This window comes from Streptomyces sp. IBSBF 3136 (assembly GCF_036815105.1).
In the GTDB taxonomy this organism is placed as follows: Bacteria; Actinomycetota; Actinomycetes; order Streptomycetales; family Streptomycetaceae; genus Streptomyces.
The window spans coordinates 8,514-29,587 of sequence record NZ_JAJSZC010000035.1 but is presented as its reverse complement, the minus strand read 5'-3'; the positions used below and the strand labels follow the sequence as shown (position 1 = coordinate 29,587).

General features: G+C 72.9%; 21 protein-coding genes and 1 tRNA gene. 11 read left to right on the top strand and 11 right to left on the bottom strand.

What is annotated here, in order from left to right; genetic code table 11:
- Positions 1-6: 6 nt before the first annotated feature.
- Genes V7E45_RS10740 through hutU form a run of 3 tightly spaced genes read right to left on the bottom strand, consistent with a single transcriptional unit; the run spans position 7 to position 4,219 of the window.
- The gene (locus V7E45_RS10740) at positions 7-1,344 is read right to left on the bottom strand and encodes a formimidoylglutamate deiminase (protein WP_333773867.1); all 1,338 of its coding nucleotides are present in this window, start codon (positions 1,342-1,344) and stop codon (positions 7-9) included.
- Positions 1,341-2,558 (bottom strand): allantoate amidohydrolase, encoded by a 1,218-nt coding sequence (locus V7E45_RS10735; RefSeq protein ID WP_333773866.1) that lies wholly within the window; start codon positions 2,556-2,558, stop codon positions 1,341-1,343. Before V7E45_RS10735 ends, V7E45_RS10740 begins: the two co-directional genes overlap by 4 nt.
- Positions 2,555-4,219, bottom strand: a complete 1,665-nt coding sequence (gene hutU, locus V7E45_RS10730; protein ID WP_333773865.1) for a urocanate hydratase — start codon at positions 4,217-4,219, stop codon at positions 2,555-2,557. The genes V7E45_RS10735 and hutU overlap by 4 nt, the downstream gene beginning before the upstream one ends.
- 436 nt (positions 4,220-4,655) lie before the next feature.
- Here hutU and V7E45_RS10725 point away from each other — a divergent pair, with 436 nt between their 5' ends.
- From V7E45_RS10725 to V7E45_RS10710, 4 genes are read left to right on the top strand one after another with little or no spacing between them, the layout of a single operon-like run.
- Positions 4,656-5,045 carry a hypothetical protein gene (locus V7E45_RS10725; protein ID WP_133921578.1) on the top strand — a complete coding sequence of 130 codons (390 nt, stop codon included), beginning with the start codon at positions 4,656-4,658 and terminating at the stop codon, positions 5,043-5,045.
- On the top strand, positions 5,042-5,860 hold the full coding sequence (locus V7E45_RS10720; protein WP_333773864.1) for a transcriptional regulator: 819 nt from the start codon (positions 5,042-5,044) through the stop codon (positions 5,858-5,860). The genes V7E45_RS10725 and V7E45_RS10720 overlap by 4 nt, the downstream gene beginning before the upstream one ends.
- Positions 5,861-5,891: 31 nt before the next feature.
- A complete protein-coding gene (locus tag V7E45_RS10715; protein ID WP_333773863.1) occupies positions 5,892-6,392 on the top strand; it encodes a roadblock/LC7 domain-containing protein in 501 nt (166 codons plus the stop codon).
- 10 nt (positions 6,393-6,402) lie between these two features.
- A complete protein-coding gene (locus V7E45_RS10710) occupies positions 6,403-6,774 on the top strand; it encodes a hypothetical protein (RefSeq protein WP_333773862.1) in 372 nt (123 codons plus the stop codon).
- Between the two features lie 30 nt (positions 6,775-6,804).
- On the opposite strand, the gene V7E45_RS10705 is transcribed toward V7E45_RS10710, so the two are convergent.
- The 3 genes from V7E45_RS10705 to V7E45_RS10695 all read right to left on the bottom strand — a co-directional run bounded on the left by V7E45_RS10705 (position 6,805) and on the right by V7E45_RS10695 (position 9,981).
- Complete coding sequence (locus V7E45_RS10705; protein WP_333773860.1) at positions 6,805-7,359, bottom strand: hypothetical protein; 555 nt, start codon at positions 7,357-7,359, stop codon at positions 6,805-6,807.
- A gap of 244 nt (positions 7,360-7,603) precedes the next feature.
- The gene (locus tag V7E45_RS10700; RefSeq protein WP_333773859.1) at positions 7,604-8,476 is read right to left on the bottom strand and encodes a MurR/RpiR family transcriptional regulator; all 873 of its coding nucleotides are present in this window, start codon (positions 8,474-8,476) and stop codon (positions 7,604-7,606) included.
- A complete protein-coding gene (locus tag V7E45_RS10695; RefSeq protein ID WP_333773858.1) occupies positions 8,473-9,981 on the bottom strand; it encodes an aromatic amino acid ammonia-lyase in 1,509 nt (502 codons plus the stop codon). Before V7E45_RS10695 ends, V7E45_RS10700 begins: the two co-directional genes overlap by 4 nt.
- A 175-nt stretch (positions 9,982-10,156) precedes the next feature.
- On the opposite strand from V7E45_RS10695, the gene V7E45_RS10690 reads away from it, so the two are divergent.
- Positions 10,157-10,582: a hypothetical protein gene (locus V7E45_RS10690; RefSeq protein WP_333773857.1), complete on the top strand. Its 426-nt coding sequence runs from the start codon at positions 10,157-10,159 to the stop codon at positions 10,580-10,582.
- 384 nt (positions 10,583-10,966) lie between these two features.
- Here the strand turns inward: V7E45_RS10690 and V7E45_RS10685 are convergent, their stop codons facing one another.
- Positions 10,967-12,358: a cystathionine beta-synthase gene (locus tag V7E45_RS10685; RefSeq protein ID WP_333773856.1), complete on the bottom strand. Its 1,392-nt coding sequence runs from the start codon at positions 12,356-12,358 to the stop codon at positions 10,967-10,969.
- A gap of 163 nt (positions 12,359-12,521) precedes the next feature.
- On the opposite strand from V7E45_RS10685, the gene V7E45_RS10680 reads away from it, so the two are divergent.
- The 3 genes from V7E45_RS10680 (at position 12,522) to V7E45_RS10670 (ending at position 16,024) form a co-directional block, all read left to right on the top strand.
- A complete protein-coding gene (locus tag V7E45_RS10680) occupies positions 12,522-13,541 on the top strand; it encodes an SGNH/GDSL hydrolase family protein (protein WP_333773855.1) in 1,020 nt (339 codons plus the stop codon).
- Between the two features lie 144 nt (positions 13,542-13,685).
- The gene (locus V7E45_RS10675; protein ID WP_333773854.1) at positions 13,686-14,906 is read left to right on the top strand and encodes an acetyl-CoA C-acetyltransferase; all 1,221 of its coding nucleotides are present in this window, start codon (positions 13,686-13,688) and stop codon (positions 14,904-14,906) included.
- Positions 14,907-15,214: 308 nt separating this feature from the next.
- Positions 15,215-16,024: a hypothetical protein gene (locus tag V7E45_RS10670; RefSeq protein WP_333773853.1), complete on the top strand. Its 810-nt coding sequence runs from the start codon at positions 15,215-15,217 to the stop codon at positions 16,022-16,024.
- Between the two features lie 34 nt (positions 16,025-16,058).
- On the opposite strand, the gene V7E45_RS10665 is transcribed toward V7E45_RS10670, so the two are convergent.
- Entirely contained in the window at positions 16,059-16,370 is a 312-nt protein-coding gene (locus tag V7E45_RS10665) for a hypothetical protein (RefSeq protein ID WP_333773852.1), read from the bottom strand.
- Between the two features lie 99 nt (positions 16,371-16,469).
- On the opposite strand from V7E45_RS10665, the gene V7E45_RS10660 reads away from it, so the two are divergent.
- A complete protein-coding gene (locus tag V7E45_RS10660) occupies positions 16,470-16,700 on the top strand; it encodes a DUF4287 domain-containing protein (protein ID WP_020940491.1) in 231 nt (76 codons plus the stop codon).
- A gap of 54 nt (positions 16,701-16,754) precedes the next feature.
- Here the strand turns inward: V7E45_RS10660 and V7E45_RS10655 are convergent, their stop codons facing one another.
- The 3 genes from V7E45_RS10655 to V7E45_RS10645 all read right to left on the bottom strand — a co-directional run bounded on the left by V7E45_RS10655 (position 16,755) and on the right by V7E45_RS10645 (position 18,463).
- Complete coding sequence (locus V7E45_RS10655) at positions 16,755-17,615, bottom strand: Bax inhibitor-1/YccA family protein (RefSeq protein WP_333773851.1); 861 nt, start codon at positions 17,613-17,615, stop codon at positions 16,755-16,757.
- A gap of 260 nt (positions 17,616-17,875) precedes the next feature.
- Positions 17,876-18,109 (bottom strand): integrin alpha, encoded by a 234-nt coding sequence (locus V7E45_RS10650; RefSeq protein WP_333773850.1) that lies wholly within the window; start codon positions 18,107-18,109, stop codon positions 17,876-17,878.
- Positions 18,110-18,379: 270 nt separating this feature from the next.
- Positions 18,380-18,463 (bottom strand) — tRNA-Leu (locus tag V7E45_RS10645).
- A 392-nt stretch (positions 18,464-18,855) separates the two neighbouring features.
- Here V7E45_RS10645 and V7E45_RS10640 point away from each other — a divergent pair.
- Together V7E45_RS10640 and V7E45_RS10635 are read left to right on the top strand one after the other, a co-directional pair.
- Positions 18,856-19,626: an ABC transporter ATP-binding protein gene (locus V7E45_RS10640; protein WP_333773849.1), complete on the top strand. Its 771-nt coding sequence runs from the start codon at positions 18,856-18,858 to the stop codon at positions 19,624-19,626.
- On the top strand, positions 19,626-21,074 hold a 1,449-nt coding region (locus tag V7E45_RS10635; RefSeq protein WP_333773847.1), incomplete at its 3' end, for an ABC transporter permease. The genes V7E45_RS10640 and V7E45_RS10635, both read left to right, overlap by 1 nt.

Below are 21,074 nucleotides of genomic sequence, written 5' to 3'. Positions count from 1 at the left end.
CGGGGGTCAGCCGCGCAGGGCTTCGACGGCGTCCGCCAGTGCGGACGGCACGTCCCGCACCAGGGTGTGGGCACCGTCCCGTACGACATGGCGGCCGCCCACGACGGTGTGCCGGACGTCCGCCGCGGTCGCCGCGAATACGGCTGTCTCGGCGCCCAGTCGGGGCAGCGGGCCCGCTGTCCTGACGGAGTCCAGGGCGATCGTGGTGAAGTCGGCGAGCGCTCCCGGTGCCAGCTCGCCGGCGTCCTGCCAGCCGAGCGCCGCGTGTCCGTCGGCGGAGGCCGCGCGGAGCAGGGCCGCGGCGGTCCAGTGGCCGCGGGTGCGGGTGCGCAGCCGCTCGTTCAGCTCCATGGCACGCGCCTCTTCGAGCAGGTCGATGACGGCGTGGCTGTCGGAGCCGAGGGAGAGCGGGGAGCCCGCCCGCTGCAGCGCGACGGCCGGGCCGATGCCGTCGGCCAGGTCGCGTTCGGTGGTGGGGCACATGCAGGTGCCGGTGCCCGAGTCGCCGAGGAGGGCGATGTCCTCGTCGGTGAGGTGGGTGTTGTGCACGCCGGTGGTGCGCGGTCCGAGGACGCCGTGGTCGGCCAGCAGCCGGGTGGGGGTGCGGCCGTGCGCGGCGAGGCAGGCGTCGTTCTCGGCGGTCTGCTCCGAGAGGTGCACGTGCAGCGGCGCCCGCCGGTCCTCCGCCCAGCGGGCCACGGTCGCCAGCTCCCCGGCGGGCACCGCCCGTACGGAGTGGACGGCCGCCCCGATCCTCGCGTGATCCCGTTCCTTGAGAACCGCACAGCGTTCGGCCCATGCCTCCGCGCTGCCGTCGGAGAAGCGCAGCTGGTGGCCGCTCGGCGGCTCGCCGAAGCCGGCGGACAGGTAGCAGGTGTCGAGGAGGGTGATGCGGATGCCGGCCTCGGCGGCGGCCGCGATCAGCGCCTCGCCCATGGCGTTGGGGTCCGCGTAGGAGGTGCCGCCGCGCGCGTGGTGCACGTAGTGGAACTCGCCCACGCAGGTGATGCCGGCCAGCGCCATCTCGGCGTACACCGCGCGGGCCAGCGCGTGGTAGGTCTCCGGGGTGAGGTGGTCGGCGACGGAGTACATCACCTCGCGCCAGGTCCAGAAGGTGCCGCTGCCCACCTGGACCGTGCCGCGCAGGGCCCGGTGGAAGGCGTGGGAGTGGGCGTTCGCCAGGCCGGGCAGGGTCAGTCCGCGCAGGATCTCGGCGCCGGGCGGCGGGGTGGGCACGCCGGCACGGACGGCGGTGAGGCGGCCGTCCGCGACCTCCAGCACGACCCCCGGCTCGACGCTCGTGCCGAGCCAGGCGTGCTCCGACCAGTAGGTCCGTGTCGTCACCGGCAGGCCAGTCCTTCCAGTACGTCGGCGAGCGCGCCCACCCCGGCCAGGCAGTCGTCCTCGGCCGCTGATTCGGCCGGGGAGTGCGAGACGCCGGTGGGGTTGCGCACGAACAGCATGGCGGTCGGGACGCGCCCGGAGAGGATTCCGGCGTCGTGTCCCGCGCCGGTGCCGAGGACGGGCACCTTCAGACCGGTGTCCTGGCCGAGGATGCGGCCGAGTTCGTCGCGCAGCGCGTGGTCGAACTCGACCACCGGGGTGAAGGACTCCCGGACGACGTCCAGGTCGGCACCCTGCGCGGCGGCGTACTCGCGGGCGGCCTTCTCCACGGCGGTGACGACCGTGTCCAGGGTCTCCTGGTCGGCCGCGCGGGAGTCGAGCCAGCCGCGCACCAGGGACGGGATGGCGTTGACGCCGTTCGGCTCGACGGAGATCTTGCCGAACGTGGCGACGGCACCGGCGAGTTCGGCCTCCCGGCGGGCGGCGAGCACGGTCTCGGCGTACGACAGCATCGGGTCGCGCCGGTCGACGAGCCGGGTGGTGCCCGCGTGGTTGGCCTCGCCCCGGAAGTCGAACCGCCAGCGCCCGTGCGGCCAGATGGCGCTGGCGATGCCGACCCGGTCGCCGGACAGGTCCAGCGCGCGGCCCTGCTCCACGTGCAGTTCGACGAAGGCGCCGATGCGGGCGAGCCGCTCCGGGTCGGCCCCGATGGCGTCGGGGTCGTATCCGGCGGCCTCCATGGCGCGCGGCAGGGTGACGCCCTCGCCGTCGGTGAGCCGGTGGGCCTGCTCGACGGTCAGTTCCCCGGCGGTCAGCCGGGAGCCGACGCAGGCGAGGCCGAACCGGGCACCCTCCTCGTCACCGAAGTTGACGATGGCCAGGGGCTTGGTGAACCCGGCCCCCCGGGCGCGCAGTTCGTCCAGGGCGGCGAAGGAGGAGACGACCCCGAGGGGCCCGTCGAAGGCGCCGCCGTCGGGCACCGAGTCCAGGTGCGACCCGGTGACGACCGCGTCCCCCGCGGCCGGGTCGCCCAGCCAGGCCCACTGGTTGCCGTTGCGGTCGACCTCGTAGGACAGCCCGCGTGCCTCGGCCTGCTCGCGGAACCAGGCCCGGCAGTCGGCGTCGGCACCGGTCCAGGCGAAGCGGCGGTAGCCGCCGGAGGCGGAGCTGCGGCCGATCGGCAGCAGCTCCGCCCACATGCTGTGGAAGCTCACGCCTCGTCACCCTCGCGCATCGGCACCCGTACCCCGCGCTCCCGCGCGACCGAGTCGGCGATGTCGTAGCCGGCGTCCACGTGCCGGATGACACCCATGCCGGGGTCGTTGGTGAGCACCCGGCGGATCTTCTCGCCGCCGAGCTTGGTGCCGTCGGCCACGGTGACCTGGCCGGCGTGGATGGAGCGGCCCATGCCCACGCCGCCGCCGTGGTGGAGGGAGACCCAGGACGCGCCGGAGGCCACGTTGACCATGGCGTTGAGCAGCGGCCAGTCGGCGATGGCGTCGGAGCCGTCGAGCATGGCCTCGGTCTCGCGGTACGGGGAGGCGACGGAGCCGCAGTCGAGGTGGTCGCGGCCGATGGCCAGCGGGGCCGCCAGTTCACCCGACGCCACCATGTCGTTGAAGCGCTCGCCGGCCTTGTCGCGCTCGCCGTAGCCGAGCCAGCAGATACGGGCGGGCAGGCCCTGGAAGTGGACGCGCTCGCCGGCCATCTTGATCCAGCGGGCCAGGGACTCGTTCTCCGGGAAGAGGTCGAGGAGCGCCTTGTCGGTCTTGGCGATGTCGGCGGGGTCGCCGGACAGGGCCGCCCAGCGGAAGGGGCCCTTGCCCTCGCAGAAGAGGGGCCGGATGTACGCCGGGACGAAGCCGGGGAAGGCGAAGGCGCGGTCGTAGCCGGCCAGCTGGGCCTCGCCGCGGATGGAGTTGCCGTAGTCGAAGACCTCGGCGCCCGCGTCCATGAAGCCGACCATGGCCTCCACGTGCTTCGCCATGGACTCGCGGGCGCGGGTGGTGAAGCCCGCCGGGTCCTTGGCGGCCGCGTCGGCCATGTCCTCGAAGGCGACGCCGACGGGCAGGTAGGCCAGCGGGTCGTGGGCGGAGGTCTGGTCGGTGACGATGTCGATCGGCGCGTTCATCGCGAGCAGCTGCGGGACCAGCTCGGCGGCGTTGCCGAGGACGCCGATGGACAGCGGCCTGCGCTGGTCGCGGGCCTCGGTGGCGAGCTGGAGCGCGTGGTCGAGGCTGTCGGCCCGCACGTCCAGGTAGCGGTGCTCGATGCGGCGGTCGATGGCGCGCGGGTCGCAGTCGATGCAGATGGCGACGCCGTCGTTCATGGTGACGGCGAGCGGCTGGGCGCCGCCCATGCCGCCGAGGCCGGCGGTGAGGGTGATGGTCCCGGCGAGGGTGCCGCCGAACTTCTTCGCGGCGACGGCGGCGAAGGTCTCGTAGGTGCCCTGGAGGATGCCCTGGGTGCCGATGTAGATCCAGGAGCCGGCGGTCATCTGGCCGTACATGGTCAGACCGAGGGCCTCCAGGCGGCGGAACTCCTCCCAGTTGGCCCAGTCGCCGACGAGGTTGGAATTGGCGATGAGGACGCGCGGGGCCCACTCGTGGGTCTGCATCACGCCGACCGGGCGGCCGGACTGGACCAGCATGGTCTCGTCCTGCTTGAGGGTCCGCAGCGTGCGCACCATCGCGTCGAAGGAGCGCCAGTCACGGGCGGCCTTACCGGTGCCGCCGTAGACGACGAGCTTGTCGGGGTGCTCGGCGACCTCGGGGTCGAGGTTGTTCTGGAGCATCCGCAGGGCGGCTTCCTGCTGCCATCCCAGGGTGCTCAGTTCCGTGCCGCGCGGTGCTCGTACGGGGCGGGGTCCCGACATCGTCTGCCTCCTGATGTTGCTGCGTCTATTCACATCCTGAACGTCTGAATAGAACTAGTCAATACATCGGGGTGGCCGCGTCCGCGCGCGGGGGGTGTTTGGCCGGAAGCACCCGGCGGCCGGGAGGGATGATAGGGGGAGGGGTGTGCGGGGTGTGCACGGGTTCGCACCGGACGGTTCGGGGTTCGTGATCGAGTCGGGAGGGAGGGGCGCACGCGATCGCGCTCACCACCTTGCGCGCCTCCGCGAGCCGTTGACCCGCTCCGGCCGCTTCTCGAACAAATGGTTTAACCACCCGAGAACAGTCCTCAGTCGGCCAACACTAGTACGCCCGGCGCACGTTCCACTGGAAAATGCCAAAGCACTCACCCCTGCCGCACACGTTGCGTAGTGTCACTGTCACTCAACCGGAGTCACAGGCGGGAGGGGAGCCACGGTGCCCGGAATCGACGAGTGCCTACTGGAAGCCATGCGGCTGCCCGGGGCCCGGGGGGCCGCGCTGGTGGACTGGACGAGCGGACTGGCGCTCGGCACGGTCGGGGAAGCCCCCGGCGGTGACCACGAGACCACCGCGGCCGAGGCCGCCGAACTGGCCAGACTGGCCGCCGAGCACGGCGCCTTCGCGGCCGGGGGCGCACAGGACGGGCGCCCGCCCGTGGAGGACGTGATCGTCAGCAACCACGACAGCTACCACCTGCTGCGGTTCGTCGACACGTCCTTCGACAGCAGCGTCTTCCTCCACCTGTGGCTCGGCCGCGAGGAGGGCAACCTCGCCCTCGCCCGCATACGGCTCGGCGACATGGCCTCCCGGCTGGTGCTGGGATGACGATGGTCGGAACGCCCCCGCCGCTGCCGGTGCGGGACAGGACCACCGCGCAGGAGCGGACGGCCGGCGCGCTGTCGCCGATGCTCCGGCGGCTCGCCGAGGAGCAGGCCACCGGAGTCCTGGTCCGCGAGCACGGCACCCTGCACCTCGCCGAGGGGCGGGTGGTGCACGCCGAGAGCCCGCACGCCCCCGGCCTCGACGTGCTCCTCACAGCCCACGGCACCCTGGCGGGCGCCGCCTGGCAGCAGGCCGCCGGGCAGACCGGCGACTCCCGGGAGGTGGCCCGCGGGCTGCTGGCCGCCGGGCTGCTGCCGGAGGGCGCCCTGGAGCTGTGCCACCTGGACGCGCTGTACGACGCGGGGTACTTCGCGCTGTCCCCGAGCAGCACCCCGGGCCGGTTCCGCTACGACAGCGGACCCCGCCTCGGACCGCTGCCCTCGGTGCCGGTCGTCGCGCTGGAGCGCGAGACGCTGCGCCGGCGGCTGCTGCTGCACCGGCTGTGGCCGGACCCGGCGGCCGACGACGCCCCGCTGGTCCGCGCGGCCCCGGCCGCGTCGGCGCCGGTCACCCCCCGCCAGCGGGCGGTGATGGACCTGGTGGACGGCGTCCGCACGGCTCCGCGGATCGCCCGCGACCTGGGCCGGCAGGCGTTCCACACGCTGGTGGACGTGCGCCGGCTGGCGGCGGCCGGACTCGTCCGGCCGGCGGTCGCGGCCCCCGCTCCGCCGCCGGGTCCGCCGACTCCCCCGCTCACGGTCACCGACCCCGACATCGCGCTGCTGAAGAGGCTCAGGGATGCGCTGGAGGCGCTTTGAACGGCACCGCCCCGCCGAGAGGAGAGAGCTGATGGTGCCCGAACAGGACCTGGCGGCCGTCCACGACGAGCTGCACCGGCTGCGCGCCCGGGTCCCGCAGCTCACCGGCGCCCTCGCGGCCGGCGTCGACGGGCTCGTCGTCGCCCACGACACCCCCGGCCTCGACCCGGAGGGCCTGGCGGCGCTCACCGCGGCCTCGCTCGGTGTGGCCATCCGGGTCGCCGACGCCACCGGCAACGGCGACTTCCGGGAACTGCTGGTGCGCGGCTCGCAGGGCTACGTCGCCACCTACGCGGCCGGCCGCACCGCCGTGCTGACGCTGCTCACCAAGGACCGGGTCAACGTCGGCCGGCTGCACCTGGAGGGCCGCCGCGCCGGCGCCCGCATCGGGGAGCTGCTCGACGCCGCCGAGGCCGCGGCGGCGGCAGCCCGGCCCGCCACCCGGCCCACACCCACGCCCGCATCACGTAACCGAACGACGCGCGTGCCACGCACCACGGCCACTGAAGCGCGTACTGCAACCGACAGCTGAGAGGACCACCATGGCCAACACCGAGACCGCACTGAAGGAAGCTCTGACCACCATCGAGGGCGCGACCGGCGTCGCGCTCGTGGACTACACCAGCGGCATGGCGCTGGGCACGATGGGCGGCAGCAAGAGCTTCGACCTGAACGTGGCCGCCGCCGGCAACACGGACGTGATCCGGGCCAAGATGCGCACGATGGAGCACCTGGGCCTGAAGGCGGAGATCGACGACATCCTGATCACGCTGTCGGACCAGTACCACCTGATCCGCCTGCTCAAGGGTCGTGGCGGCAACGGCCTGTTCCTCTACCTGGTGCTGGACTCCCGGGCCAACCTGGCGATGGCCCGGCACCAGCTGAAGAAGATCGAGGAGGACCTGGAGGTCTGAGACGGGCCCCGGGCGGCTCAGGCCCCCGGGTCAGACCGGTTCCGCGGTACGGCGGCGGGCTCCACCCGGGGCCGCGTCGCCGGCCGCGATGCCCGTCCCGCGCAGGCCCTTCACGACCTTGCCCGCCGGGTTCCCGCCCCGCGCGTCCAGCCAGTCGACGCGCACCCACAGCAGCGCGTCCCCGGCCCGTTCCCGGCGTCCGAGCCAGGCGGCCTTCAGCCGCAGCCCGGTGCCGGCACCGGCCAGCAGCAGGCCGCCGGCGGCGGGCACCGCGAGGGAGCTGCCGAGGGCGACGGCGAAGGCCAGCAGCAGCCACCAGCGGTGTCCGCGGCGCCAGGCGCGCACGGTCACCGCCCGGTCCTGCAGGATGTCGTACCTGCCCGCGCGAACCACCCCGCGGGCGAGGGCGGCGTACCGCTCGCGCCGTACCAGCGCCACCACGGCGGCCGTCACGAGGAACAGCGCGGCCCCCGCGAGGATCCCGATCCGGCGTCCGGTCCACCCGGGCAGCAGGACCCCGATCCCGGCGGCGAACACCCCGAACCAGCACAGGGGCGCGGCCCCGGCCCGTACGACGACGGCCACCCGGGCCAGTCCCCGACCTCCGCGCCCTCCGCGTTCCTCGCGTCCTGCGCGTCCTGCGCGCCCTCCGCGTTCCTCGCGTCCTGCGCGTCCTTCGCGTCTTTCCTGTTCTTGGCGTTCTTCGCGTCCGTCACGTCCGCGTTCCGCGCGCGCCACGTCGGCCTCCCGTGTCACGTGTCCACCCAGCTCCTGGGCCTCGGCACGAAGCTAGCGGCGGAACGTGAGACGAGTCTGAGAACGCGACGGATCACTCCACGAACAGCCCCCGGGCGGCCGCGTGCGCGTCGAATTCCTCCAACCGGGCCTGCGCGTCGGGCAGATCGTCGCACAGGGCCTCCAGCAGCACCCGGCCGAGCAGCATCGGCGCGCACGCGGTGTCGAAGGCGAGCCCGGTGCCGACGGCGGCGGGCAGCAGCAGGTCGGAGTGGCGGGCGACCGGCGCGAAGGCGGAGTCGGCGACCGTGACCACGGTCAGGCCCGCCTCCCGGGCGTAGGCCAGGGTGTCGACGACCTCACGCGGATGCCGGGGCAGCGCGAAGCACAGCAGGGCCGTGGCGCCCGCCCGGACGGCCGCGTCGATGCGGTCGTGGATCATCGTGCCGCCCTCGTTGAGCAGCCGGACGTCCGGGTGGACCTTGGCGGCGAAGTACGCGAAGCCGTACGCCTGGGAGGCGGCGGCGCGCAGGCCGAGCACCGGCAGCGGGCGGGAGGCGGCGAGGATCCGGCCGGCCTTCTGCACCGGGCGCGGGTCGGCGAGCAGCTCCGCGAGGTGCCTGAGGTTCTCGATCTCGGCCTCGACGGCCTGCTGGTACTCGTTGTACGAGCCCGCCTCGGCGGCCGGTTCGGCGGGCACGACCTCGCGCAGGTGCTTGCGCAGGGCGGGGTAGCCGTCGAAGCCGAGGGCGACCGCGAAGCGGGTCACCGAGGGCTGGCTGACCCCGGCCAGCTCGGCCAGCTCCACGCTCGACAGGAAGGGCACGTCGGCGGCCCGCCGCACCATGCTGTGCGCGATGCGGCGCTGGGTCGGTGTGAGCCGGTGCCCCTCGAAGAGGGCCTGCAGCCGGGTGGCCGGGCTGTCCGTCGCCCCCGGCGCGGCGGCCGCGCTCCTGTCCACGCTCATGACGTGCTCCCCCTCCAGATGTCGGTGAACCGGTCGAGCAGTACGGACGCCGTGGCCACGTCGTCCGTGAGCGGCCGGTCGGCCAGGTCGTCGTCGAGGGCCGCATCGGCGAGCGCGAACGCCCGCCCGGCCCCGAGCCCCGGGTCGGGCCGCAGGCCGCGCAGGCGCAGGGCCCGGACGGCGGCGACGAGTTCGCAGCCGACCACAAGACGGTACGCACCGCACGCGCGCAGGGTCTGCCGCGCGGCGAGCGAGGCGAAACTCGCCTGTTCCTCGACGCCCCGGGAGAGTACAGCGTGCCCGAGCGAGGCGGGGGCGGAGAAGGCCCGCAGATCGCCGAGGGCGGCCGCGGCCGCGTACTCCAGGATCATCACGCCCGAGGCGGCCGGTTCGTGGTCGGCGAGGAACGGGCGCAGCCGGGTGAAGGCGGGCTCGTTCAGGGTGGACAGGCGGGACGTGGACAGCCGGGCCACCTGGGTCACGGCGAGCCTGAAGTGGTCCAGGGCGAGTGCCAGTTGGGCCTGGTAGAAGCCGCCGTGGTGGTAGGCGGCCAGGTCCTCGACGGCGATGAGCGGGTTCTCCGCCGCCGCGTTGACCTCGACGTCCAGGACCTGTTCGAGGGCGTCCGCCGCGTCGAGCGCGGGGCCGTGGATCTGGGGCAGGCAGCGGAAGCCGTAGGGGTCCTGGATCCGGCCCAGCGGCGGGGTCGGGCGGTCCGCCGCGCCGATCAGCTCGCGCATCCGGCGGGCCGCCTCGGTGCTCCCGCGGTGCGGGCGGGCGGCGTGCACCGGCGCGGCGTAGGCCTCGTGGGAGCCGTCGACGGCGATCAGGGACAGCGCGGCGACGACCTGGGTGGCGCCGATCAGCCCGCGCAGTTCGTGCAGGGCGAGCGCGGACTGGCCGAGGACGAGGGCGTTGCTGCTGATCAGGGCGAGGGCGTCGTTGTTGTCGAGGGGCTGGGGCGCGGGCGTGCCGGTGCCGCGCCAGGGGTGCTCGCCCGCGAGCGCGAGCCCCACCTGGGCGAGCGCCGCGATGTCCCCGGTGCCGACGGAGCCGAACTCGTTGACGACGGGGTGGGCGCCGCTCGCCAGCGCCTCGCAGAGCGCGGTGACCACGCCGGGCCGCAGTCCGGCGCCGCCGGCCAGCAGCTGGTTGGCGCGTATGGCGAGCATCGCGCGCACCTGACGGGCGGGCAGTTCCGCGCCGATGGCGCCCGCGTGGCTGCGCAGCAGGCGCAGGCCGTGGGCCGCCGCCGCCTCGGTGGGCACGTCCACGTTCCGGTTCGCGCCCACGCCGGTGGAACGGCCGTAGACCCGGCCGGTGGCCGCGATCCGCCGGGCGGCGTTCCAGGACGCCCCGACCCGTCGCAGCGCGTCGGCCCGCGGGACCGGGCGGGCGGCGCCGTCGGCGAGGCGTACGACGTCCTCGACGCCGAGTCCGGTGCCGTCGAGGACCACCGTCGCGGTCCGCACGGACTCCGGCGCGTCCACGGTGCGAGACGACATCAGGCCCAGACTCCCTCGATTATTCAGTCATCTAGAACTCTGCATGACTTTATGCAGTCAGGCAAGGGACGTCTCATGATCCGGCGCGCGAGCCGGTGCGCCTCCGGGTGCCCGGAGGGGAAGAGGGGGGTTGTCCCCAGTGCGGCGGGCGGGGCCGCTCCCTAGGGTGAGGCGCATGAGCGCACTGGACCCCCGGGACGTCGACCTGAAGAAGGATCTGGACGCCACCGTACGGGCACGCAGGGAACTGGGCGAGGAGTACGACTCCGCGCTCGTCGACTCCTTCCTCGAGAAGGTCGAGCAGCGGATCGACGACACCGTGGAACGGCGGGTGCGGCGGCACCTGGCCGAGCAGCGGATGGTCGACGTGCGCGGCGCCCGGCGGCCGAAGGGGGCCGAGAACTGGGCCGAGCGGTTCGGCTTCGCCGTCATCACGCTGGTCCTCGCGATCCCGCTGTCCGCGATCGGCGGCGCGCTCGCGGGGATGTCCGGGATGGTGGCCGCCTGGGTCGGCATCGTCGGCGTCAACGCGGCCCAGGCGGTACGGCTCAACCCGGAGCTGGTGTCCGGGCGCCGCGGCCGGTCCTCCCACGAGGACTGAAGCGGACCGGGCGGACCCCGCGGGGCGAGGGTGTGCGCGGGGACCGCCGCACCCCCGTCACCGGGGGGCGGGACGACGGCGGTCCCCGCGCGGGGACGCGGGCCGGGTCAGGGCCGGGCATCACGCGTCCGTGGCGTCCGTGGAGGTCCGGGAGCCGCTCCGGAGGTCCTCGACGCCGTTCGGCGCCGGCCGCGGCGGGGAGCCTCCCCCAGCGCTGAACGCCTGGGAGGTACCCGAACCGCCTGCCGACACCCCTTACTCTGCCGGACCCGTGTTAAGCGGGTGCTGCGCGCACGTGACACCCGCGTACCGCTTCCGGAACGGCCCGACCGGCCCCGGACACCGCGTGTTCGCCGCCGCCGGCGGCGGTTCACCGCGAGTTCGCTACTTGTTCCCGCCCTTGGCCAGGAAGGCCAGCAGGTCCTGCCGGCTGACCACGCCGGTCGGCTTGCCCTCGACCAGCACGATCGCCGCGTCCGCCGAGCCCAGCACCTGCATCAGGTCACCGACCGGCTCACCGGAGCCGACCTGCGGCAGCGGCGCGGACATGTGCTTCTCCAGCGGGTCCTCCAGCGAGGCGCGCTTGCTGAACAGGGCGTCGAGCAGCTCCCGCTCCACGACCGACCCGACGACCTCGGCGGCCATCACGTCCGGGTGACCGGCACCCGGCTTCACGACCGGCATCTGCGAGACGCCGTACTCGCGCAGCACCTCGATGGCCTGGCCGACCGTCTCCTCCGGGTGCATGTGGACGAGGGACGGGATGCTGCCGTGCGCCTTGTCCTCCAGCACGTCGGCGACGCGGGCGGAGGGGCCCTCGTCCTCGAGGAAGCCGTAGTCGGCCATCCACTCGTCGTTGAAGATCTTGCTGAGGTAGCCGCGGCCGCTGTCCGGCAGCAGGACCACGACGACGTCGTCCGGGCCGAGCCGCTCGGCGACGCGCAGCGCGCCCACCACGGCCATGCCGCAGGAGCCGCCCACCAGCAGGCCCTCCTCCTTGGCCAGGCGGCGGGTCATCTGGAAGGAGTCCTTGTCGGAGACCGGGACGATCTCGTCGGCGACGGTCCGGTCGTAGGCGGTCGGCCAGAAGTCCTCGCCCACGCCCTCCACGAGGTAGGGGCGCCCGGAGCCGCCGGAGTACACCGAGCCCTCGGGGTCGGCGCCGATGACCTTGACCTTGCCGTCGCTGACGTCCTTCAGGTAGCGGCCGGTGCCGGAGATGGTGCCGCCGGTGCCGACGCCCGCCACGAAGTGGGTGATCTTCCCCTCGGTCTGCTCCCACAGCTCGGGGCCGGTCGAGTGATAGTGCGAGAGCGGGTTGTTGGGGTTGGAGTACTGGTCGGGCTTCCAGGCGCCGGGGGTCTCCCGCACCAGCCGGTCGGAGACGTTGTAGTACGAGTCCGGGTGCTCGGGCGCGACGGCGGTCGGGCACACGACCACCTCGGCGCCGTAGGCGCGCAGCACGTTGATCTTGTCGGTGCTCACCTTGTCAGGGCACACGAAGATGCACTTGTAGCCCTTCTGCTGGGCCACGATGGCCAGGCCCACACCGGTGTTGCCGCTGGTCGGCTCGACGATGGTGCCGCCCGGCTTGAGCTCCCCGCTCTGCTCGGCGGCCTCGATCATGCGCAGGGCGATGCGGTCCTTGACGGAGCCGCCCGGGTTGAAGTACTCGACCTTGGCCAGGACGGTGGCCTGGATGCCCTTGGTCACGCTGTTGAGCCTCAGCAGCGGGGTGTTGCCGACGAGGCTGATCATCGAGTCGTGGAATCGCACCGTTGTCTCCGGTCGCTTGCAAAAGAACTGCTGTCGTAGTTGGTGCCGCCAGCCTAAGGCCCCCGGGTCAGGCCGGGCGGGCGTTCACTCCCCGTCGAGATTGGCGCACGGTCCGTACGGGGCAAGGAGTGGATGTACGGCTACGAGGAGGTGGCGGCGACGTATGACGAGCATGTCGAGGGCGAGGGTGGCCCGGCGGATCGCGGCCGGAGCGGCGTACGGCGGCGGCGGGGTCGGACTGGTCGGGGCGGCCGCGGTCGGTCTGCTGCTGGCGGAGGTGCGGCTGGCCCGGCGCCATGTGGGGAACGGCAGCGGCGGCCGGGTGCCGACGGCGCAGGGCGTGTACGGCCATGCGTACGACGTGCCGGGGGAACCGCCCCTGAGGCTGGCCATGCTGGGTGACTCCACGGCGGCCGGGCAGGGCGTGCACCGGGCGGGCCAGACACCGGGGGCGCTGCTGGCCTCGGGTCTCGCGGCGGTGGCGGAACGCCCGGTGGAACTGCGCAACGTGGCCCTTCCCGGGGCCCGGTCGGACGATCTGGACCGTCAGGTGGCACTGGTCCTCTCGTCTCCCGACCCGCTCCCGGACATCTGCGTGATCATGATCGGCGCGAACGACGTCACCCACCGGATGCCGCCGACGCGTTCGGTGCGGCACCTGGCGGCGGCGGTGCGGCGGCTGCGCACGGCCGGTGCGGAGGTGGTCGTCGGCACCTGTCCCGACCTGGGCACCATCGAGCCGGTCCAGCAGCCGCTGCGGTGGCTGGCCCGCCGGGCCTCGCGGCAGCTGGCGGCGGCCCAGACCATCGGGGTGGTCGAGCAGGGCGGACGGACGGTGTCGCTGGGCGACCTGCTCGGGCCGGAGTTCGAGGCGAACCCGCGGGAACTGTTCGGGCCGGACAACTACCACCCCTCCGCCGAGGGCTACGCCACGGCGGCGATGGCGGTGCTGCCGACGGTGTGCGCGGCCCTGGGGCTGTGGCCGGCGGACGAGGAACGGCCGGACGCGTCCCGCCGCGAGGGCTTCCTGCCCGTCGCCCGCGCCGCCGCCGAGGCGGCGGCGGAGGCGGGTACGGAGGTCACGGCGGCGATGCCCACCGGCCCCCGGGGGCCGTGGGCGCTGCTCAAGCGCAGGCGGCGGCGCCGGGTGCCGGAGGCCGAGCCCGCCCGCCCGTCGTTGTGACCGCGGGCGGGGCCCCGGCCCCACCATCCAAGCAAGCGCTTAGTAAATTGCGGCCAGTGTCACACCGCAACACCGGTGACCCGGGCCATACGTACGGGTAACTTCCGAACCGGCCCTGCCCAAATCCCGTCCTCTGGAGCCGTGATGCCCGAAGCCGTCATCGTCTCGACCGCCCGCTCCCCGATCGGCCGCGCCTTCAAGGGCTCCCTCAAGGACCTGCGCCCGGACGACCTGACCGCCACGATCATCCAGGCGGCGCTGGCGAAGGTCCCCGAGCTCGACCCGAGGGACATCGACGACCTGATGCTCGGCTGCGGCCTGCCGGGCGGCGAGCAGGGCAACAACCTCGGCCGGATCGTGGCCGTGCAGATGGGCATGGACCATCTGCCGGGCTGCACGGTCACCCGCTACTGCTCCTCCTCGCTGCAGACCAGCCGCATGGCCCTGCACGCCATCAAGGCCGGCGAGGGCGACGTCTTCATCTCGGCCGGCGTCGAGATGGTCTCCCGGTTCGTCAAGGGCAACTCCGACAGCCTGCCCGACACGCACAACCCCTTCTTCGCCGAGGCCGAGGCCCGCACCGCCGCCGTCGCGGAGCAGGAGGGCACGACCTGGCACGACCCGCGCGAGGACGGCCTGGTCCCGGACGCCTACATCTCGATGGGCCAGACCGCGGAGAACCTCGCCCGCTGGAAGGGCGTCACCCGCCAGGACATGGACGAGTTCGGCGTCCGCTCGCAGAACCTCGCCGAGCAGGCCATCAAGAACGGCTTCTGGGAGCGCGAGATCACCCCGGTGACCCTCCCGGACGGCACGGTCGTCAGCAAGGACGACGGCCCGCGCGCCGGCGTCACCCTGGAGGGCGTCCAGGGCCTCAAGCCGGTCTTCCGCCCCGACGGCCTCGTCACCGCCGGCAACTGCTGCCCGCTCAACGACGGCGCCGCGGCCGTCGTCGTCATGAGCGACACCAAGGCCCGCGAGCTGGGCCTGACCCCGCTCGCCCGGATCGTCTCCACCGGCGTCTCCGGCCTCTCCCCCGAGATCATGGGCCTCGGCCCGGTCGAAGCCTCCCAGCAGGCGCTGCGCCGGGCCGGCCTCACCGTCGGCGACATCGACCTGGTCGAGATCAACGAGGCGTTCGCCGCCCAGGTGATCCCCTCCTACCGTGACCTCGGCTTCGACCTGGACAAGGTGAACGTCAACGGTGGCGCCATCGCCGTCGGCCACCCCTTCGGCATGACCGGCGCCCGCATCACCGGCACGCTCATCAACTCGCTCCAGTTCCACGACAAGCAGTTCGGCCTGGAGACGATGTGCGTCGGCGGCGGCCAGGGCATGGCGATGGTCATCGAGCGCCTCAGCTGATCCGCCGATCCGCCCGGCCTCCGGTCCACCATCGGTGACCGGCCGGGCACGGCAGGTCATGGAGCGGCCCGGAACCCGGAAAACACCAGGGTTCTGGGCCGTTTTGTGATCCAATCTCCCTCAGGATGTGACCTATCTCCCCCGCCGGGGAGAACACCGCAGGTCAGCGCGGGTCGGCGGGGCGGCCCACGAAACCACGGACCCAAAGACCCGCCCGTTTCGTGACGTTACGCACTGACAGCCGCTTAGTCCGCCCTTCAAGCTGATGTAGGAAGTCGGGGGTCGACTTTGAACCTGGGAGTACGTCAGTGAGCGCCATGCCGATCGCCCTGCTGCTCACCACGGCCGCCACGGGCGCCGTGGGCGTCGCCGTCCTGCGCACCGTGCTGAAACTGCGCCGCCAGCTCACCGAGCTGCAGGCCCAGCTGGCCGGGGACCAGGCGGCGGCCGTGAGCGCCCTGCTGCCCGCGGCCCGTGCCGCGGACGCCGACGAGATACGCGCGGCGGTGGCCGAGGCGCTCGCCGAGGAGCGGGAGCGGGAGCTCGCCGAGGCGCGCGCCTTCTGGGCCGCCCAGGAGGCCCGTGACGCCTCCGACGCGCCGTCCCTGCTGGGCCTGCCCGACAGTGACCTGTTCCTGCCCCGGCAGGCCGACTTCTCGGGCCTGGAGCCGATCACCGGGCCGGCCGCGGAGGCCGAGGAGTCCTCCGCCAGGGACTTCGCCCAGGGCGGCACCCCGACGGAGTCCGCCGAACTGGCCGCGGCCCGCCGCCGCCACCCCTCGCACCCCGACTTCGTCCCGGTGCAGTCGCCTGCCGTGAACGACCACGAGCGCACGGTGACCGCCCTGGAGCAGCTGGCCGCCGGCCAGGTCGAGCTGTCCGACGTGCGCCCCGGCCCGCTCGGCACCCTCGACGTCTACGTCTTCGCCGACGGCACCACGCTGTGCATGACGCCGGGCCACCGCGAGACGGCCGAGCGCCTGGCGGCGGCCCTGGGCGAGGGCGAGACGCCGTACCTGCTCGGCGGCTCGGGCATCTCGGGCGCCTACACGCTGACGTTCGCGTGCGGCGAGGACACGGTCTACATCCTGGCGGACCGGGTCATCGCGTCCCTGTGACCGCCGTCGCGTCCCGGTCCGCGCCGGGACGCCCTCACACCCCCGCCTTCTTGCGCGCCTCCTCCACCAGCCGCACGGCCTCGGCGACCTCGTCGTCGCTCTCCAGCACCACGGCCAAGTCGTGCGCGGCCACCAGGATTTGGTCGGCGGCGGCGAACATCCCCGCGTCCGGCATCTCCCGTGGCTCGGCGGACGGATCCTCCACGTGCTGCGCCCACCGCGCCAACTCCCTGGCCAGCGCCAGCGCCTCGGCGGCGGCGCTGCGCTGGAGGCGGCTCTGGGGTGCCGCCCGCAGACGGTCGGCGAAATGATCCACTGCTCGGGTCAACGGCGTCGTATCAACCACGCGCCGAGCGTAACGCGCCGCACTGTTGCCAATACGCGAACGCTCAGGCACGGTGACGTGAAGGACCGGCTTACATCCCCTTTGCGTTCGGAGGCGCCGATGTCCCAACTCTTCTCCGAGGAGACCCACCGCAATCTGCTCGCCCGCATCCCGCACTGCACCGGTCGTGAAGTCTCCGACTGGCTGCGCACCGTCGAAGAAGGCCCCGCCCTGTTCCGCTTCGAGGAGAAGGTCAGCTGGCTCCGGCACGAATACGACCTCGCCTACGGCCACGCGAAGGCGATCGTCCACGAGTACGACCTGCGCAGGGCGGCCCGCAAGCTGCTCTGACACGCCGAAAGGGCCCCGGGTTCACCCGGGGCCCTTTCGCGCGAGCGCGCGGCGCTAGTCGTTGCTGCTGAAGATCGCCACCAGCCGCAGCATCTCCACGTAGATCCACACCAGGGTCATGGTGAGGCCGAACGCGGCGAGCCAGGACTCGTTGCGCGGGGCGCCGTAGGCGATGCCGTCCTCGATCTGCTTGAAGTCGAGGGTCAGGAAGAACGCGCCCAGCAGGATGGCGATGATGCCGACGATCGCGCCCAGCGGGCCGAAGCTGCGCAGTCCGCCGTCGGCGGCGACACCGAACGCCACCAGCAGCAGGTTGACCGCCATGACGAGGATGAAGGCCATGGCGATGGCCATGCCGATGCGGGCGTAGCGCGCGGTGACGCGGATCCAGCCGGCCTTGTAGACCAGCAGGGTGGCGGCCGAGACGGCCAGCGTGCCGAGCACCGCCTGGAAGGGGGCGCCGCTCCACCGGCTGTTGAACATCTCGCTGATGACGCCCAGGAAGACGCCCTCGAAGGCGGCGTACCCCAGGATCAGGGCGGGCGAGGGGGAGCGCTTGAAGCTCTGCACCAGCGCCAGGACCATCGCCACGATCGCGGCGCCGAACGCCAGCGCGTAGCTGGTCCCGGAGACCGGCAGCAGCGTCCAGGCGAGGACGGCGCCGACGGCGACCGTGCCGAGCGTCAGGGCCGAACGGGTGACGACGTCGTCCATCGTCATCCGGTCGGTGGTGGCCGGGGCCTGCGGCGGGGCGCCGTACTGCGCGCCCTGCTGGGCGTACGGGTTCTGCGCGTAGGGGTTCTGCGCGTACGGGTTGCCCTGTGCGTACCCGGCCTGCGCTGCGGTGTTGAAGCCGGCGTAGCCGTTGTCGCGGCTGAACCCCCGTCGCGAGAAGACCGGGTTACTGCTCCTCATCTCACTCCTCCATGGCCACCCTGCGCGGCCTTGGCCTCAAGGGTAATGGATTGGCAAAAGAACGACGTGATACCTGGGGAGGATCTTTCTCTCCTCCTGCGGCGCAACACGCTACGCGCAAGCCTCATTCCCGGCCACGGAGGCCCCCATTCCCCCTCGGGCCCGACACCTGCCCGGTCGGCCCAGCGGGAATCCGAGGTAGTCGCACCCCAGCGCCTCCTCCCGCCCGTGGTGGCGGAAGCGGGAGGTGCGGGGCGGGACTACGGAATCACCAGGAGCGGGCCGTTGTCACCGCCCAGGTTCTCCCCGAACTCCGCTCCCGCGGCGGGCGCGCCGAGATCGACCGGATCGACTGCGTAGGCCTTCGCGGCGGTGGCGCCGGACGCCGTGCCGCGCAGCAGCCACACCGCGCCGCCGTTCACGACGCGGCCCAGGTCCTCGCCCGGCGCGCCCGCGGCCAGGTCGGCCTTCCCGTCCCCGGTCACGTCCAGCACCCATACAGGGCCATGTTCCACGGCGGGCCCGGCACACCCGGACCGAACTCGACCGCTACTCCACCGCCGGCGTCGCCGCTTTCCTGGCCGCCTGACGCTGACCGGCCGTCACCACCGCCACGGTCGGGCGATTCCGGCCAGGGGACGACCGGGAGAAGTGGGAGGAACCGGCACGGGAGCGGGGGGAAGAACACCGCCGCTGACGCGGCCGGCGGGCCGCTGCCGGGCCGGTTCGAAAGACGCCCGCGCCCTGGGTCGCAGGCGAGGAAGTGCCCGGAGCCGGACTTGAACCGGCACGCCCGCGAAGGGGCAGCGAGGTTTAAGCTCGCCGTGTCTGCATTCCACCATCCGGGCAGGCCATGGGCACCGCGTCGAGGGTCCGAGCCTATCGGGACGCGTCCCTCGCACAGTGGCGGGGACGACCCGATGTTGTCTTATTTTATTGAGGTCTGAGGGTGCATCAGCCCGCGGAACGGGCCATCAGCACTTGCCAATAGCGTGACGTGGCGTGGGCGCGCGCGTACGCGGAATGACGGAATTTCACCTACCGAACGAGGGCGGTCCACCTGTTCTGAAGCTCGCGGCCCTCGGGGTCGCCCGTCCTCCCCAGGTATGACACGGGCCCGTCCCGTCCGACCGCAGTCGCCCTCCGGAACCGGATCAGCGACTGACTACGGGGGCGCCGGCGGCCGGGACGATGGATCTGTCCCCACGAACCGACGCCGTCCCGACAGGAGCACCTTCCCGTGACCACCACACCCACCGCCGACCGGACCACGGCCGTTGCCGCACGCGCCACGGAACTGTCGAAGATCTACGGGCAGGGCGAGACCCGGGTGGTCGCCCTCGACCGGGTCTCCGTCGACTTCCGGCAGGCCGAGTTCACCGCGATCATGGGCCCGTCCGGCTCCGGCAAGTCCACGCTGATGCACTGCGTGGCGGGCCTGGACAGCTTCTCCTCGGGCTCGGTGCGGATCGGCGAGACGGAACTGGGCTCCCTGAAGGACCGGCAGCTGACCAAGTTGCGCCGGGACAAGATCGGCTTCATCTTCCAGGCATTCAACCTGCTGCCGACGCTGACCGCGCTGGAGAACATCACCCTGCCGATGGACATCGCCGGGCGGAAGCCGGACAAGGCGTGGCTCGACCAGGTCATCCAGATGGTCGGACTGTCCGGACGGCTCACCCACCGACCCTCCCAGCTGTCCGGCGGCCAGCAGCAGCGGGTCGCCGTGGCCCGTGCGCTCGCCTCCAAGCCCGACATCATCTTCGGTGACGAGCCGACCGGGAACCTCGACTCCCGCTCGGGCGCCGAGGTGCTGGGCTTCCTGCGCAACTCCGTGCGCGAGCTGGGCCAGACCGTGGTCATGGTGACCCACGACCCGGTGGCCGCCGCCTACGCGGACCGGGTCGTCTTCCTCGCCGACGGCCGGATCGTCGACGAGATCCACTCCCCCACGGCCGACTCCGTCCTCGACCTGATGAAGCAGTTCGACGCGAAGGGCCGTACCAGCTGATGTTCCGCACCGCCCTGCGCAACGTCCTCGCGCACAAGGCCCGGCTCCTGATGACCGTGCTCGCCGTCATGCTCGGCGTGGCGTTCGTGTCCGGGACCCTGGTCTTCACCAACACCATCTCCGAGGCGTACCAGAAGAGTTCCTCCAAGGGCTTCGACCGGGTCGACGTCGCCGTGACGCCCGAGTACCAGGACTCCAGGGGTGACAAGGTCGGCCGGACCGCCGAGCTGACGAAGGCCCTTCTCGACAAGGCCGCCCACGTCCCCGGCGCCGCTTCCGCCACCGGTGTCGTCAGCGGCTTCACCGCCGTCGCCGACCAGGACGGCAAGCTGGTCGGCGGCGACTGGCAGTCCGCCGGCGGCAACTACTGGGGCGCCGAGGACGCACGGTACCCGCTGGTCGACGGCCACGCCCCGCACGGCAGGGGCGAGGTGCTGCTGGACTCCAGGACCGCCGAGCGCGGCGGTTACAAGGTCGGCGACACCGTGCGGCTGTCGGTGAACGGACCGGTCCTCACCCCGACCCTCGCCGGCATTTTCACCACCGACGACGGCAACGTCTCCGCGGGCGGCAGCCTCGCCCTGTTCGACACCCCGACCGCGCAGGCCCTGTTCGGCAAGAAGGGCACCTACGACGAGATCGACGTGCGGGCCGCGGCCGGCACCGGCCAGGCCGCGCTGAAGTCCGGTCTGGACAAGGCCCTGCCCGCCCACCTGGTGGAGACCACCACCGGCAAGAAGCTCGCCGACGACCAGGCCAGGCAGATCGCCGACTCGATGAGCGGTCTGAAGCAGGCCCTGCTGGTGTTCGCCGGCATCGCGCTGTTCGTCGGCACGTTCATCATCGCCAACACCTTCACCATGCTGGTCGCCCAGCGCACCCGGGAACTGGCCCTGATGCGGGCGGTCGGCGCCTCCCGCCGCCAGGTCACCCGCTCGGTGCTCATCGAGGCGTTCGCGGTCGGCGCGGTCGCCGGTGTGACGGGGCTCGCCGCCGGTATCGGCATCGGCGCGGGCCTGCGCTCCCTGCTCGGCTCCTTCGGGGCGAGCGTGCCCGACGGGCCGCTGGTCATCAGCCCCGGCACCGTGGTCGCCGCCCTCGCGGTCGGCATCCTGATCACCATGCTCGCCGCCTGGCTGCCCGGCCGCCGGGCCGCGAAGATCCCACCGGTGGCGGCGATGAGCAGCGTGCACGCCAAGGCCACCACCAAGTCGCTGGTGCTGCGCAACACGTTCGGCGCGCTGTTCTCGGCGGCCGGTGTCGCGGTGGTCCTCACGGCCACGACGATGGACGCCGACGCGGCGCAGGCACCGATGGGCCTGGGTGCCGTCCTGCTGATCATCGGCGTGTTCATCCTGACCCCGCTGCTGTCGCGGGGGGGGGGGGGGGGCGCCCCCCCGGGGGGGGGGGGGGTGGGGGTGTGGGGGGGGGGGGCCCGGCCCAACACG

Coding starts and splice junctions, on each gene's coding strand:
- V7E45_RS10715 (WP_333773863.1), top strand. CDS start 5,892: ATGGTGCCCGAACAGGACCTGGCGGCCGTCCACGACGAGCTGCACCGG.
- V7E45_RS10695 (WP_333773858.1), bottom strand. CDS start 9,981: ATGTCGTCTCGCACCGTGGACGCGCCGGAGTCCGTGCGGACCGCGACG.
- V7E45_RS10660 (WP_020940491.1), top strand. CDS start 16,470: ATGTCCCAACTCTTCTCCGAGGAGACCCACCGCAATCTGCTCGCCCGC.
- V7E45_RS10710 (WP_333773862.1), top strand. CDS start 6,403: ATGGCCAACACCGAGACCGCACTGAAGGAAGCTCTGACCACCATCGAG.
- V7E45_RS10720 (WP_333773864.1), top strand. CDS start 5,042: ATGACGATGGTCGGAACGCCCCCGCCGCTGCCGGTGCGGGACAGGACC.
- V7E45_RS10700 (WP_333773859.1), bottom strand. CDS start 8,476: ATGAGCGTGGACAGGAGCGCGGCCGCCGCGCCGGGGGCGACGGACAGC.
- hutU (WP_333773865.1), bottom strand. CDS start 4,219: ATGTCGGGACCCCGCCCCGTACGAGCACCGCGCGGCACGGAACTGAGC.
- V7E45_RS10680 (WP_333773855.1), top strand. CDS start 12,522: ATGACGAGCATGTCGAGGGCGAGGGTGGCCCGGCGGATCGCGGCCGGA.
- V7E45_RS10655 (WP_333773851.1), bottom strand. CDS start 17,615: ATGAGGAGCAGTAACCCGGTCTTCTCGCGACGGGGGTTCAGCCGCGAC.
- V7E45_RS10690 (WP_333773857.1), top strand. CDS start 10,157: ATGAGCGCACTGGACCCCCGGGACGTCGACCTGAAGAAGGATCTGGAC.
- V7E45_RS10675 (WP_333773854.1), top strand. CDS start 13,686: ATGCCCGAAGCCGTCATCGTCTCGACCGCCCGCTCCCCGATCGGCCGC.